The organism is Xanthobacter sediminis (assembly GCF_043195015.1).
GTDB lineage: Bacteria > Pseudomonadota > Alphaproteobacteria > Rhizobiales > Xanthobacteraceae > Xanthobacter.
The window spans coordinates 153,044-167,231 of record NZ_JBAFWH010000003.1 but is presented as its reverse complement, the minus strand read 5'-3'; the positions used below and the strand labels follow the sequence as shown (position 1 = coordinate 167,231).

The window sequence follows — 14,188 nt, the reverse complement described above, 5'->3', positions numbered from 1 at the left end:
CGGAGCCTGCAGGCGTTTGCCCCTTATCCCGGTGTTGCGTCCCATGGATGGCTCATCCTCCCCCGCCGGCGGCGCGAAGGCCGTGCGCCTCGCCCTGCTCGCGCTCGCCCTCGCCTCGTTCGGCATCGGCACGACGGAATATGTCATCGTCGGCCTGCTGCCGAACGTGGCGGCGGACCTTTCGGTGAGCATCCCCCAGGCCGGCTTCCTGGTCACGGGCTATGCGCTGAGCGTCACCTTCGGCTCGCCCTTCCTCGCCATCGCCACCGCGCGCATGAACCGGCGCCACGCGCTGATGGTGCTGATGGGCGTGTTCATCGCCGGCAACCTCCTGTGCGCGCTGGCGCCGGGCTTCTGGCTGCTGATGGGCGCGCGCGTCGTCACCGCCTTGTGCCACGGCGCCTTCTTCGGGCTCGGGGCCGTGGTGGCGGCGGAGCTCTCCCCGCCGAGCCGCAAGGCCCAGGCCATCGCCATGATGTTCGCCGGCCTCACCATCGCCAACGTGCTGGGCGTGCCGCTCGGCACCGCCATGGGCGAGATGTTCTCCTGGCGCGACACCTTCCTCGCGGTGGTGGCCATCGGCGTGGTGGCGGCGGTCGCCCTCGCCATGTGGCTCCCGCGCGAGCTGCCAGCGCCGCCGCTGGAGCTGAAACGGGAGGCCAGGGCCATCGGCTCGGTCCAGGTGCTGCTGGCGATGCTCATCTCCATCGTCGCCTCCTCCAGCCTGTTCAGCGTCTTCACCTACATCGCGCCGATCCTGACCACCCACACCGGCGTGTCGGCCCATGGCGTCACGCTCATGCTGCTGGTGTTCGGGGTGGGGCTCACGGTGGGCAATTTCGGCGGCGGCTGGCTTGCCGACCGCAGCCTCATGCCCACCATCATCGGCATCTCGGCGGTGGAGGTGGTGCTGCTCGCGCTGTTCCCGCTCACCAGCGCCCATCCGCTGCCGGCAGCCATCACGCTGTTCGCCTGGGGCGCGCTGGGCTTCGCGCTGGTGGCACCGCTGCAGATGCGGGTGGTGAAGGAGGCCGCCGAAGCGCCCAACCTCGCCTCCACCATCAACCAGGGCGCCTTCAACCTGGGCAACGCCATCGGCGCGGGCATCGGCGGGGTGGGGCTGACCCTCGGCCTCGGCTACATGGACCTGCCGTGGATCGGCGCCACGCTGGCCAGCGTCGCCATGCTGCTCGCCATCGTCTCCCATCGCATCGATCTCGCCGCAAAGGCCGGGACGGAATCCGGCCCGCTCACCCCGGCGGTGTGAGCGGGCCGGCGCCCGGCAGCGCCGATTGACACCACCCATCGGCGGCCGCTTGATGTCGGCGCGCCGGGGCCCCCGGCGCAGCCCCCCACATCCGGAGCCCCGGCCATGAGCGGCCCGTCGCGCGTCACCATCTGGCATAACCCGTCCTGCGGCACCTCCCGCAACACCCTGGCGCTGCTGCGGGAAACGGGCATCGAGCCGGAGATCGTCCAGTATCTGAAAACCCCGCCGAGCCGCGCGGAGCTGGCCGCCGCCATCGCCGCCGCCGGCATCACCGTGCGGGATGCGGTGCGCCGCAAGGGCGCCCTCTATGCCGAGCTCGGGCTCGACGACCCCGCCCTCCCCGACGACGCCCTCCTCGATGCCCTGGTCGCGCACCCCGCGTTGATCGAGCGGCCGTTCGTGTTCACCACCAGGGGCGTGCGCCTGTGCCGGCCGATGGAGCGCGTGCGCGAGATCCTGCCCTAGAGGCAGCGGCGGAGGGCGGCCGACCCCGTTGCCGCTTCAGGACTTTTTTCCGATTGCATGGTTGAATGCCCGCCGCGCGGGACGGTAGCAAAATGGGGGATCGCATGGCCGGAGTGAACGCCGAGGCGGAGCCGGATGCACGAGCCGGGTCGGGCACATCCTGGCTCGCCAACCTGTCGCTGCAATGGAAGCTGGGCAGCATCTTCATGGTGCTGCTGTTCCTCTTCCTCGTGCTCCTGGGTGCCAACAGCCTGACGATGCAGCGCGCCAACACGCTCCAGGCTCAGGCCAACGTCTTCATCCACAACATGAACCTCGCCAACGCCGCCATTCGCGTCATCGGCGAGCGCAGGCTGACGCTTGTGCAGGACGCGCTCGCCCAGCCTGCGGTGGCGCGCCAGCGCCTGGAGACCAGCGAAGACCAGGTCAATTCCGCGCTCGAAGACCTGCAGCAGGCGGCGACCGGCATCCCTGCGCTGCGCGCACTGGTGGATCAGGCCATCAAGCTCAACGAGCCCTGGTCGACGGTCACGGCAGCGCCACTGCTGACCCTGGTGGATCGCGGCGCCCGCGGCGAGGTCACCCCCGAATTCAGCGGCAACGCCCTGCGCGACTTCGCCACCGGCGACACCGGCGACCGCGGAAGCCGTGCTATCAGCAACGTGCTCGGCCAGATCGTCAGCCGGGCCGACGCGGAGCTTCAGCTGTCCCGGGCCGAGCTGGAGCGCACCGAGCAGATGCTGCGGCTCGTCAACCTTGCGGCGCTCATCGCCTCCATCGCCGCGGGCGTGGGCGCGCTGATCCTGTCCGCCCGCCTCATCACCCAACCGCTGCAGCTTCTGGCGAGCCGCATGGAGCAGCTGGCCGGGCACGACCACTCGATTGTCGTGCCCTACACCCAGCGCCGCGACGAGGTCGGCACCATCGCCCGCGCTCTCAAAGTCTTCAAGGCCATGGCCATCGAGACCTACGACAGCAACTGGGTGAAGACCGGCATCGGAGCCGTCTCTGAGAAGCTCCAGCGGGCCGAGAACGTCACCAGCTTCGCCGACGAGCTGCTGACGGAGCTGGCGCCACGCCTGAAGGCGGGGGTCGGCGTGTTCTATGCCTTCGACGAGACCACCCAGCAGCTCGTCCTCAGCGGCACCTACGCCCTCACCGAGCGGCGCCACCTCTCCACCCATTACAAGCTGGGCGAGGGGCTTGCCGGCCAGGCCGCGAAGGAACGCAAACCCATCGTGCTCTCGCCGGTGCCCGAGGACTACATCCGCATCCATTCCGGGACCGGCGAAGGCCGGCCGTTCACGGTGGCGGCGGTGCCGGTCGTCAGCAAGAATCGGCTCCTGGGCGTCATCGAGTTGGCCAGCTTCGAGCCGCTCGCCGGCGCGCGAGAACGGCTGCTGCACGATGTGGCGCCGGTGGTGGCGCTCTCCCTCGACAATCTCAACCGCGCGGTGCGCACCCTGGAGCTGCTGGAGCAGACCCAGCGCCAGACCGCCGAGCTGCGGGTGGCGGAGGAAGAGCTGCGCACCCAGCAGGAAGAGCTGCGCGCCACCAACGAGCAGCTCCAGGAGCAGTCGCAGAAGGTCGCCGCTTCCGAGGAAGAACTGCGGGTGCAGGCGGACGAGCTGCAGCGCTCCAACGAAGTGCTGCGCCACAGCTCGGAGGAGCTGGCCGCGCAGAAGGCGGCGGCGGAGGCCGCCAACCTCGCCGCCGAGACCCGGGCCGACGAGCTCGCCCGCGCCAACCAGTACAAGTCGCAGTTCCTCGCCAACATGTCCCACGAGCTGCGCACGCCGCTCAACAGCCTGCTCATCCTTGCCCACGACCTCTCCGAGAACCACACCGGCCACCTCGATGCCGAGGAGGTGGAGGCCGCGGCCATCATCCATTCCTCCGGCACCAACCTGCTGCGCCTCATCAACGACATCCTGGACCTCTCCAAGGTGGAGGCGGGCAAGATGGACGTGGTGCGCGAGCCGGTGTCCATCCCCGCCGTCGCCGGCCGGATGGAGCGCAACTTCCGCCACGTGGCGCAGGAAAAGGGGATCAACTTCACCGTCACCGTCGCGCCCGACGCGCCGGCCTACGTCCTCTCCGACGACGGCAAGCTGGAGCAGATCACCAACAACCTGCTCGGCAACGCCTTCAAGTTCACGACCGAGGGCGGCATCACCGTCACCTTCGCGCGCGGCGCCGGCGACACGCTGACGGTACAGGTGGCGGACACCGGCATCGGCATTCCCGAAGACAAGCTGGAGACCATCTTCCAGGCTTTCGAGCAGGTGGATTCCTCCACCCGCCGGCAGTTCGGCGGCACCGGCCTCGGCCTCGCCATCACCCAGCGCCTCGCCCGCCTGCTGGGCGGCGACGTGACGGTGGAGAGCCGGCTCGGCGCCGGCTCCACCTTCCGCCTCACCCTGCCCATCGGCGCGCCGGTGGTGGAGGAGGCGCCGGCCGCCCCAGCCCCGGTGCCGGAGTCGCCACGCGCCGCCGCCTCGTCCCATCCGCGGCCGGCGCTGGTGATCGAGGACGACCGGGCGGCCCTGCGGGAGGGGCTCACCACCATCCTGGTGGTGGAGGACGACCCCGCGTTCGCGCGCACCCTCGTCGGCCTGGTGCGGCGCAAGGGCTACCAGGTGCTCGCGGCGATCGACGGCGAGAGCGGGCTGGAGCTCGCCCGCCACTACCGGCCCACCGGCATCCTGCTGGACGTAATGCTGCCGGGCATGGATGGCTGGACCGTCATCGAGCGGCTGAAGTCCGATGCCGCCACCCGCCACATCCCCGTGCATTTCGTCTCCGCCCTTGACGAGGCCAAGCGCGGACGGGACCTCGGCGCCGTGGGCTTCCTCACCAAGCCGGTGAGCGCGGAGGACCTCAACGGCGCGCTCGCCACCCTCGCCCATTTCTCCCAGGACCAGCCGCGCCGCGTGCTGGTGGTGGACGACGACCCCGCCGCCCGCCTCGCCGTGCGCAAACTCATCGGCGCCGGCGCGGTGAAGGTGCTGGAGGCCGGCAGCGGAGAGGAAGCGCTGGAGGTCATCGGCCGCGAGGCGGTGGACTGCATGGTGCTCGACCTCGGCCTGCCGGGCATGTCGGGCTTCGAGCTGCTGGAACGGGTCGCGGCCGGGGAGCGGCAGGTCCCGGTGGTGGTCTACTCCGGCCGCGAGCTGACCGCCGAGGAGAGTCTCAAGCTGCGGGCCTTCACCGACAGCATCGTCATCAAGGGCGCCCGCTCGCCCGAGCGGCTCATGGACGAGGTGAGCCTGTTCCTCCACTCCGTGCGGCACGAGGCCAAGGCCCTCTCCGAGAACCCCGACGCCGACCTGAAGGGCCGCCACCTGCTGCTGGTGGACGACGACATGCGCAACATCTACGCCCTCGCCAAGGTGCTGCGCGGCAAGGGCATCGAGGTGATCCTGGCGCAGGACGGCGCCAAGGCCGTGGCCCAGCTCGACACCCGCCCCGACATCGAGATCGTGCTCATGGACATCATGATGCCGGTGATGGACGGCTATGAGGCCATGGCGGAGATCCGCAAGCGGCCCTGCTTCGCGAAGCTCCCCATCATCGCCCTGACCGCCAAGGCTATGAAGGACGACCGCGAGAAGTGCCTCGCCGCCGGGGCGAGCGACTATCTCTCCAAGCCCATCGACGTGCCGAAGCTGCTCTCCATGATCCGCGCCTGGCTGCCGCCCCGATGACCCCGCCCGAAGATCCCGCCGCCATCTGCGCCGCCCTGGAGGAGCTGGAGCTCGACCTGTTCGTCACAGCCCTCGACCGGCGCTACGGCTACGACTTTTCCGGATACAACCGCGCCTCGCTCACCCGGCGGGCGCGCAACCTCGCCCTGCAGTTCGGCGCGCCCACTCTCACCGCGCTCACCGACACGCTGCTGCACAGCCCCGAGCGGATCACCGAGGCCATCTCCGGCCTTTCCGTGCCGGTCTCCGAGCTGTTTCGTGACCCGCACGTGTTCCGGGCACTGAAGGAGCAGGTGTTCCCCATTCTCTCCTCCTATCCGGCCATCAACATCTGGCAGGCGGGGTGCGCCCACGGGCAGGAGGTCTATTCCCTTGCCATCCTGCTCACCGAGGCCGGGCTCTACGAGCGCGCGCGCATCTACGCCACCGACATCTCGGCCAATGCCCTGGTGCGGGCGCGGGAAGGCATCTTCCCCCTGCAGCACGCGCGCGAGGCGTCCCAGCGCTATCTCGACAGCGGCGGCGCCGGCAGCCTCTCCGACTACTACCACGCGCGCTACGACTTCCTGAAGCTCGACGAGCGTCTCATCTCCCGCGTCACCTTCGCCGAGCACAACCTCGTCACCGACACGGTGTTCTGTGAGGCCCACCTCATCTTGTGCCGCAACGTGCTCATCTATTTCTCCACGCCGCTGCAGGACCGGGTTCTCGGCATGTTCGCCGACAGCCTGGTGCGCGGCGGGTTCCTGTGCATCGGCACCCGCGAGAACATGCAACTCGCGAACGCGCGGGAGAAGTTCAGGCTGATCGACGGCGCGGCGCAGATCTACCGCCGCACCAGCGCGCCCTGACCATGGCAGGGGCGCTCGCACAGGCTGTGGTCATCGGCGCCTCGGCGGGGGGCCCCGCCGCCCTGCGCCGGCTGCTGGAGCGCCTCGACCCCGGCCTTCCGGCCGCGGTGGTGGTGGTGAACCATGTGGGCGCACGCGGGCCGGACCTCCTGCCCGAGGTGCTCGGGCAGAGCTGCGCCCTGCCGGTGGCGCTGGCACAGGAACGCATGCCAGTGACACAAGGCCGCGTGCACGTGGCCCCAAGCGGTTACCACCTGCTGATCGAGCCCGACCGCCACTTTTCCCTTTCGGTAGACCCGAAAGTATGCTTCTCCCGCCCCTCGATCGATGTGCTGTTCGAAACCGCTGCGCGGGCGTACCACAAATGCCTTATTGGTGTCGTTCTCACCGGAGCGAGCAGCGACGGCGCGGAAGGTCTTGCGCAGATCCGCCAGCGGGGAGGTCTTGCCTTGGTCCAATCTCCTGAGGAAGCCGAAGTCCCCACCATGCCGCGCGCGGCGCTGGAGCGGGCCGGCGCCGACCTGTGCGCGCCACTCGACGCCCTCGCCGTCCGCATCAACGCAGCGGTGCGGCCATGACCGAATCTTCCGCCCCGGAGCCGCGCCCAAAGATCCTGGTGGTGGACGACGTCTCCGCCAACCTCGCCAGCATGCGCCGGCTGCTGGCGGCGGTCGAGGCGGACATCTACGAGGCGAAGTCCGGCAACGAGGCGCTCGCCCTGTGCCTCGACCACCGGTTCGCGCTGATCCTGCTCGACGTGCAGATGCCGGACATGGACGGCTTCGAGGTCGCCTCCCTGCTCAATAACGACCCGGCCACCTGCGATATCCCGATCGTGTTCGTGACCGCGGCCTATCTCGACGACATCAACCGCCTGAAGGGCTACACCTTCGGCGCGGTGGACTACATCGCCAAGCCCATCAACGACGCGGTGCTGCTCTCCAAGGTTACCGTGTTCCTGGAGCTGCACATCTCCAAGATGCGCCTCAAGGCGGCGATGGAGGAGCTGGAGAAGCGCAACAGGCAGCTCGAGATCGAGATCGAGGAGCGGCGCCGGGTGGAGAAGCAGGTGCGCCACATGGCCACCCATGACCCCCTTACTGGGCTCGGCAACCGCATCCTGTTCATGGAGCACCTGACCCGCGCCTTCGCCCAGGCCGAGCAGAACGGACACGCATTCGCGCTGCTTTACATCGACATCGACGGCTTCAAGCAGGTGAACGACCGCCACGGCCACGCCGCCGGCGACGAGCTGCTGTGCGCCATCGCCCAGCGGCTGCGCGCGAACCTGCGGCACGAGGACTTCGCGGTGCGCCTGTCCGGCGACGAGTTCGCGGTCATCATGGTGGATCTCCCCGACGATCAGACAGCCCTCGCCCAGGGGGAGCGGCTGTGCAGCGCCCTGCGCCAGCCCTATGGCCTGCGCCAGACACCGACCCCGGTGACGGTCTCGGTCGGAGCCTCCATCGGCATCGCTCTTTACCCGTACCATGCCACCGACGCGGCGACGCTCATGCGCTTCGCGGATGACGCCATGTATGAGGTGAAGAAGAGCGGGAAGGGCAACGTCCGCCTCGCCTCGTTGCAGGCCCTCGCCTCCCGTGAAGACCTCGCCGCCGATGCCTGAGGTGCGCCCCGCGCCCGCCCGCCAGCATGCCGACGACGCCAGCCCCGTGAGCATCGCGCCATGAGCGACGAGAACGAACGGGCGGAGACGGCGGCAGTCCACGCCATCCAGGTGGACCTCATCGCCGTGCTGGTGGCGGTTTCCCGCGGCGCGCCGCAGGTGCTGACGCTGGAACAGGGCCGGGCCCTGCCGTCCGGACCGTTCGAACTCGGTCACCGCTCGCTGCAATCCGGGCTCCGGGCATGGGTGGAGCAGCAGACCCATCATCCCATCGGCTACGTGGAGCAGCTCTACACCTTCGCCGACAAGGACCGCGCCGGAGATGGCGGGGCGCGCACCATCTCCATCAGCTACCTCGGCCTCACGCATGAGCGCTCGGGCGGCGAGGGGGGCTGGCGCAGCTGGTACGACTACTTCCCCTGGGAGGACCATCGCGACGGCGCCCCGGATGTGATTAGCCGGCTTATTTCCCCCGCATTGGCCGCCTGGAGCGAAGCGGGGCGGCCAGGCACGGAGCGCGCCGTGCGCCGCCTGCGCGCCGCCACCGCCTTCGGCCTCGACGACCAGCCCTGGAACGAGGAGATGACGCTTCAGCGCTACGAGCTGCTCTATGAGGCCGGGCTGGTGCCCGAGGGCCGCCGCAACGGAACGGCGGGCGGCGGCGCGGCGGGAGACACGGCGGGCGGCGTTCCCATGATCGGCGACCATCGCCGCATCCTCGCCACCGGGATCGCCCGGCTGCGCGCCAAGATCAAGTATCGCCCGGTGGTATTCGAGCTGATGCCGGAGACCTTCACCCTGCTCCAGCTCCAGCGCTGCGTGGAGGCGCTGGCCGGGCGCACCGTGCACAAGCAGAATTTTCGCCGGCTCATGGAACAGCAGGAGCTGGTGGAGGAAACCGGCGCTTCCACCTCCGAAGGCATTGGCCGGCCTGCGAAACTCTTCCGCTTCCGCCACGCGGTGCTGGCCGAGCGGGCCTTCTCGGGAACCAAGCTGCCCCTCGCGCGCACTTGACAGGGGTTATGCTCAGTATAAGCATATAGCCAATATATGCTCAAAGTGAGTATAGTGCCATGTCCAAGCTCACGCCCGTGGAAATGTCCGCCGTCGGCTCGGCGACCGCCCGCGCCTCCCACCTCTACGAGCGCGTGAAACGCGTCATCCCCCCCGCCGAGTGGGGGCTGCTCGCCGACGACGTGGAGGCGATCCAGCACCTGAAGATCGAGCGCAACGCCGTCATCCTCGCCCACAATTACCAGACCCCCGAAATCTACCACTGCGTGGCCGATATCGTGGGCGACAGCCTCACCCTCGCCCGCGAGGCGGCCACCACCGATGCCGACGTGATCGTGCTCGCCGGGGTCTATTTCATGGCGGAGACGGCGAAGCTGCTGAACCCCGAGAAAACGGTGCTGATCCCCGATCCCGGCGCCGGCTGCTCGCTTGCCGATTCCATCACGCCGGCGGGGGTACGCCAGATGCGCATCGCCAATCCCGACCTGCCGGTGATCGCCTATGTGAACACCTCCGCGGCGGTGAAGGCGGAGGTGGATATCTGCTGCACCTCCGGCAATGCCCGCAAGGTGGTCCAGTCGTTCGGCGTGCCCCGGGTCATCATGCTGCCCGACCAGTATCTGGCGGAGAACGTGGCGGCCGAGACGGGGGTGGAGATCGTCTCCTGGCCCGGCAGCTGCGAGGTGCACGAGCGCTTCACCGCCGCCGACGTGGCCGAGCTGCGCGAGAGCCACCCCGGCGTCGCGGTGCTCGTGCACCCCGAATGCCCGCGCGAAGTGGTGCAGGCCGCGGACTTCTCCGGCTCCACCGCCGCCATGGCCGACTATGTGGGCGAGAAGCGGCCGCCGAGCGTGGTTCTGCTGACCGAATGCTCCATGAGCGACAACATCTCCCTGCAGTATCCCGACCTCGACTTCGTGCGGCCCTGCAACCTGTGCCCGCACATGAAGAAGATCACCATCGCCAACATCCGGCGGGCGCTGGAGGAGAACCTGCATGTGGTGGAGATCGAGCCCGGCATCGCCACGCGCGCCCGCGTCGCGGTCGAACGGATGCTGGCGCTGTGACCGGCGCAACCGCCTTCTCCGGGCTCGAAGACCAGCCGGTCATCATCGGCGGCGGTGTGGCGGGGCTCTCGGTTGCGCTATTCCTGGCGCCGCGCCCCGTCGTGCTGCTCACCCGCGCGCCGCTGGGCGGCGACGGATCGAGCCCGCTCGCCCAGGGCGGCATGGCCGCCAGCGTCGGCGCGGATGACGACGCCGCGCTCCACCTCGCCGACACCCTGGCCGCCGGCGATGGCCTCTGCGATCCGCAGGCGGCGGGCCGCATCCTCGCCGCCGCGCCCGGTGCCGTCGCCGATCTCGCGCGCATCGGCACCCGCTTCGATCGCGACGGGGCCGGGCGCCTCACCCTGGGCCTGGAGGCCGCCCACAGCCGCCGCCGCATCGTGCACGCCGATGGCGATGCCACCGGCCGCGAGCTGGTGCGCGCCCTCGCGGCAGCGGTTCGGGCATGCCCTTCGGTGACCGTGGTGGAAGGCGTGGAGGCGCGCCGCCTCGCGACCGTGGACGGCGCAATCGCCGGCGTGCTGGTGGCGGGGCCGGGCGGCGGGGCGCTGCTGCGCACGCGGCAGGTGGTGCTCGCCACCGGCGGGGCAGGGGCCCTGTTCGAACACACCACCAATCCCGATTCCGCCTTCGGCCTCGGCCTCGCCCTCGCGGCGCGGGCGGGTGCGGTGCTGGCGGACATGGAATTCGTGCAGTTCCACCCCACCGCGCTTGCCGGCGCCGCCCGGCCGCTCGCGCTGGTCAGCGAGGCCGTGCGCGGGGAGGGGGCCACCCTCGTCACCGCCGACGGCACGCGGTTCCTGGCTCATGTGCCGGGCGCGGAGCTGGCCCCGCGCGACGTGGTGGCCCGCGCGGTATGGGCGGAGCTCCAGGCCGGGCGAGAGGTCTTCCTCGATGCCCGCGCTGCCCTCGGCACCGGCTTCGCGCGCCGCTTCCCCGCCATCTCCGGCCTGTGTGCCTCGGCCGGCATCGATCCCGCCAGCCAGCCCATCCCCATCCGCCCGGCGGCCCACTACCACATGGGCGGCGTCGCCGCGGACGGGGAGGGGCGCAGCACGGTGGAGGGGCTGTGGGCCTGCGGCGAGGTGGCCTCCACCGGGCTTCACGGGGCCAATCGCCTCGCCAGCAATTCGCTGGTGGAAGGGGTCGTCTGCGGCCGCTGGGTGGCGGCAAGCCTTGCCGGCCAGCCCGCCACCGCGCCCGCGCGCCGCCTGCCGGCGGAAATGCCGCCACCGCCCGATCCCGCGGCGGCTCGGGCGATCGTGTCGCGGCACCTGGGCGTGCTGCGGATGGGAGAGGGGCTCCGAGCCGCCATGGCTGCCCTGGCGCCATTGGCACGGGCCGGCGGGCCGGCAGCCGATCCCGCCATCGTCGGCCTCATGATGGCGGTCTCGGCCCTCGCCCGCGAGGAAAGCCGGGGCGCCCACAGCCGCACCGATTTTCCTTTAGCCGCGACGGTGGCATGCCGCAGCCACCTCACCCTGGCACAGGCGCTGGCAGCGGCCGAACAGCTCGCCGGCCCTCCCGCGGCACTGGTCCGCGGCCACTGAGCGCAGTCACGCGATGCCGGAACCGCTTCGCGCGGGAAGATGCTGCGGCGCAGCCCATGAGCACCCGCTTTGGGCCACAGCGCAAATAAAAGAGGCCTGGCAAGACTTCAGGGATGCACTGACGCAAAGATAATGTTCGCGCCCTCGGGCGCCCTCGAGGCGTACTGCCTGAAGGCGCGAACGAAGAAAACACCGGCAGGGTCACTCCTCGATCCCGCCGCGCGACCCTGCCGAAGGAAACGCCATGACGGACCTGCCCGTGAACGCGCCCGCAGACCTGCCCCCCCTTCCAACCCTGCTGGTCGAACCCGTCGTCCGCGCCGCCCTGCTGGAGGATCTCGGCCGGGCCGGGGATATCACCAGCGATGCCATCATTCCCGCCGGGCACATCGCCCGCATGGACCTGGTGGCGCGCCAGCCCGGCGTGGTCGCGGGGCTCGACTGCGCCCGGCTGGCCTTCGCGCTCATGGACCCCGCCATCGCCTTCGACGCGCGGCTGCGCGATGGCGCGGCAGTGGAAGCCGGCACCCTCATCGCCCGCGTCTCGGGGCCGGGGCGCGGCATGCTCGCGGCTGAGCGCACGGCGCTGAACCTCATGTGCCGCCTGTCCGGCATCGCCAGCGCCACCGCGTCTCTGGTGGAGGCGGTGCGCGGCCACCGAGCGCGCATCGTCTGCACCCGCAAGACCACGCCGGGCCTGCGGGCGCTGGAGAAGCACGCCGTACGGGCCGGCGGCGGCTCCAATCACCGCTTCGGCCTCGACGACGCGGTGCTGGTGAAGGACAACCATGTCGCCATCGCCGGCTCGGTCACCGAGGCGGTGCGCCGCATCCGTGTCCATGCCGGGCACATGGTGAAGATCGAGGTGGAGGTGGACACGCTGGAGCAGCTGCGCGAGCTCATCCCCCTCGGCGTCGATGCCGTGCTGCTCGACAACATGGCGCCGCCGACGCTGCAGGAAGCGGTGGCCCTGGTGGACGGGCGCATGACCACCGAGGCATCCGGCCGCGTTTCACGTGAAACGGCCCCCGCCATCGCCGCCGCCGGCGTGGACCTCATCTCCGCCGGCTGGCTGACCCACAGCGCCCCCATTCTGGATATCGGCCTCGATGCCGCCGAATAGCCTCGGCGGTAACGCGGACGCACCGCCGCGCGCCTTGGAATCATTCCAAGGCATTGAGTTCATGGACTTTTCGTAGATTCCCGGATTGCCCCCCGCCGGCAAAGGCGGCTTCATGCCGAAAGGATGCGTCCCAATTGTCGGATCGGGCCCGGTGCCCGCCGGCCCAGGACCGGCAAGGAGCGCCATGGTGAACCTTTCTTTCGGTGCGGGAGCCCACGGCAACCGCGCCGTTTTCGCACGCGGGACCACGCGGCGCCGGCCCCCTGGGCCGCGCGGCACGCTGGCTGCGATGGCCGTGATCGCCTTGCTCGGCGGGCCCGGCAGCGCTGGGGCAGGGGACGCATCGATCCTCACCACGCCGGAGAAGCTCGGCGAGGCGCTGTTCTTCGATGCCAATCTGTCCCGAAACCGCACCCAGGCCTGCGCCACCTGCCACGCGCCCGACCGCGCCTTCACCGACCCGCGCGAGACGCCCGCCGCTGGGGGCGCGGTGTCGCTGGGCGACGACGGCACCTCCCTCGGCGATCGCAACGCGCCGACGGCGGCCTACGCCCGCTTCAGCCCGGCGTTCGGCAAGGCGACAAAGCCCGGCCTCTACCACGGCGGCCAGTTCCTCGACGGCCGCGCAGCCGATCTCGCGGCCCAGGCCGGTGGCCCACCCCTCAACCCGGCGGAAATGGGCATGCCCGACAAGGCGAGCGTGGTGGCGCGCCTGAAGGAGAACCCCGCTTATGTGAGCGCCTTCGACACGCTCTACGGAAAGGGCGTGCTCGACGGGCCCGACAAGGGCTACGCCGCCATGACCCGCGCCATCGCGGCCTATGAGGCGACACCCGAATTCGCCCCGTTCGATTCGAAGTACGATCGCTACCTGCGCGGCGAGGCAAAACTGACGGACCAGGAGGAGCTGGGCCGGGTGCTGTTCTTCTCGCAGCAATTCACCAATTGCAGCCTGTGCCACCAGCTGAACGCGCAGGGCGGCACGGATGGCGAGCCCTTCAGCAATTACGAGTTCCACAACATCGGCGTGCCGAAGAACTCCGCCGCGCGCGCGGCCGCAGGCCTGAAGCCCGAAAGCCGGGACCTGGGCCTGGCCCAGAACCCCGCCCTGAAGGGCCGTGAGAAGAAGGCCCAGGCCGGCCGCTTCAAGGTGCCCACCCTGCGCAACGTGGCCGTCACCGGCCCCTACATGCACAATGGCGTGTTCAAGGATCTGCGCACGGTGGTTCTCTTCTACAACACCTACAACACGCAGAACCCGGCGCGGCACATCAACCCCGAGACGGGCAAGCCCTTCGAGCCGCCGGAAGTGGCTGAGAACATTTCCCTGGAGGAGCTGGAGACCGGCCCCGCCCTCGACGACAAGCGCATCGACGCCCTGGTGGCCTTCCTGAAGACCCTGACCGATCGCCGCTACGAGCACCTGCAGAACTGAGGGCAGGCGAGGTCGAGCCACGCACGAGGCGCATGGCTCGACCGTTGCGCACCTATTAGTTTTAATTCAAATGACTTTG

11 protein-coding genes are annotated in these 14,188 nt (G+C 69.9%); all 11 read left to right on the top strand.

All coding sequences use genetic code 11. From position 1 onward, the window contains the following. Positions 1-43: 43 nt before the first annotated feature. Entirely contained in the window at positions 44-1,267 is a 1,224-nt protein-coding gene (locus V5F61_RS04835; protein ID WP_393987676.1) for an MFS transporter, read from the top strand. Between the two features lie 105 nt (positions 1,268-1,372). After that, a complete protein-coding gene (arsC, locus tag V5F61_RS04830) occupies positions 1,373-1,735 on the top strand; it encodes an arsenate reductase (glutaredoxin) (RefSeq protein ID WP_393987677.1) in 363 nt (120 codons plus the stop codon). 104 nt (positions 1,736-1,839) lie between these two features. Further along, positions 1,840-5,442: a response regulator gene (locus V5F61_RS04825; protein WP_393987678.1), complete on the top strand. Its 3,603-nt coding sequence runs from the start codon at positions 1,840-1,842 to the stop codon at positions 5,440-5,442. After that, positions 5,439-6,293, top strand: a complete 855-nt coding sequence (locus V5F61_RS04820; protein WP_393987679.1) for a CheR family methyltransferase — start codon at positions 5,439-5,441, stop codon at positions 6,291-6,293. The genes V5F61_RS04825 and V5F61_RS04820 overlap by 4 nt, the downstream gene beginning before the upstream one ends. Positions 6,294-6,295: 2 nt before the next feature. After that, complete coding sequence (locus V5F61_RS04815; RefSeq protein ID WP_393987680.1) at positions 6,296-6,871, top strand: chemotaxis protein CheB; 576 nt, start codon at positions 6,296-6,298, stop codon at positions 6,869-6,871. Next, positions 6,868-7,920: a two-component system response regulator gene (locus V5F61_RS04810; protein WP_393987681.1), complete on the top strand. Its 1,053-nt coding sequence runs from the start codon at positions 6,868-6,870 to the stop codon at positions 7,918-7,920. The genes V5F61_RS04815 and V5F61_RS04810 overlap by 4 nt, the downstream gene beginning before the upstream one ends. 60 nt (positions 7,921-7,980) lie before the next feature. Then, positions 7,981-8,934, top strand: coding sequence for an NUDIX hydrolase (locus V5F61_RS04805; RefSeq protein WP_393987682.1), 954 nt, complete (start codon positions 7,981-7,983; stop codon positions 8,932-8,934). Between the two features lie 83 nt (positions 8,935-9,017). Next, complete coding sequence (nadA, locus tag V5F61_RS04800; RefSeq protein ID WP_393987729.1) at positions 9,018-10,001, top strand: quinolinate synthase NadA; 984 nt, start codon at positions 9,018-9,020, stop codon at positions 9,999-10,001. Then, the gene (locus V5F61_RS04795; RefSeq protein ID WP_393987683.1) at positions 9,998-11,551 is read left to right on the top strand and encodes an L-aspartate oxidase; all 1,554 of its coding nucleotides are present in this window, start codon (positions 9,998-10,000) and stop codon (positions 11,549-11,551) included. Before nadA ends, V5F61_RS04795 begins: the two co-directional genes overlap by 4 nt. A gap of 244 nt (positions 11,552-11,795) precedes the next feature. Further along, complete coding sequence (gene nadC, locus V5F61_RS04790) at positions 11,796-12,674, top strand: carboxylating nicotinate-nucleotide diphosphorylase (RefSeq protein WP_393987684.1); 879 nt, start codon at positions 11,796-11,798, stop codon at positions 12,672-12,674. Positions 12,675-12,963: 289 nt separating this feature from the next. Further along, entirely contained in the window at positions 12,964-14,109 is a 1,146-nt protein-coding gene (locus V5F61_RS04785; RefSeq protein WP_393987730.1) for a cytochrome-c peroxidase, read from the top strand. Positions 14,110-14,188 lie beyond the last annotated feature (79 nt).

Bases quoted from the DNA above. Each gene is read 5' to 3' on its own strand.
- arsC (WP_393987677.1), top strand. From the start codon at position 1,373: ATGAGCGGCCCGTCGCGCGTCACCATCTGGCATAACCCGTCCTGCGGC.
- nadA (WP_393987729.1), top strand. From the start codon at position 9,018: ATGTCCGCCGTCGGCTCGGCGACCGCCCGCGCCTCCCACCTCTACGAG.
- V5F61_RS04810 (WP_393987681.1), top strand. From the start codon at position 6,868: ATGACCGAATCTTCCGCCCCGGAGCCGCGCCCAAAGATCCTGGTGGTG.
- V5F61_RS04825 (WP_393987678.1), top strand. From the start codon at position 1,840: ATGGCCGGAGTGAACGCCGAGGCGGAGCCGGATGCACGAGCCGGGTCG.
- V5F61_RS04785 (WP_393987730.1), top strand. From the start codon at position 12,964: ATGGCCGTGATCGCCTTGCTCGGCGGGCCCGGCAGCGCTGGGGCAGGG.
- nadC (WP_393987684.1), top strand. From the start codon at position 11,796: ATGACGGACCTGCCCGTGAACGCGCCCGCAGACCTGCCCCCCCTTCCA.
- V5F61_RS04820 (WP_393987679.1), top strand. From the start codon at position 5,439: ATGACCCCGCCCGAAGATCCCGCCGCCATCTGCGCCGCCCTGGAGGAG.
- V5F61_RS04835 (WP_393987676.1), top strand. From the start codon at position 44: ATGGATGGCTCATCCTCCCCCGCCGGCGGCGCGAAGGCCGTGCGCCTC.
- V5F61_RS04815 (WP_393987680.1), top strand. From the start codon at position 6,296: ATGGCAGGGGCGCTCGCACAGGCTGTGGTCATCGGCGCCTCGGCGGGG.
- V5F61_RS04805 (WP_393987682.1), top strand. From the start codon at position 7,981: ATGAGCGACGAGAACGAACGGGCGGAGACGGCGGCAGTCCACGCCATC.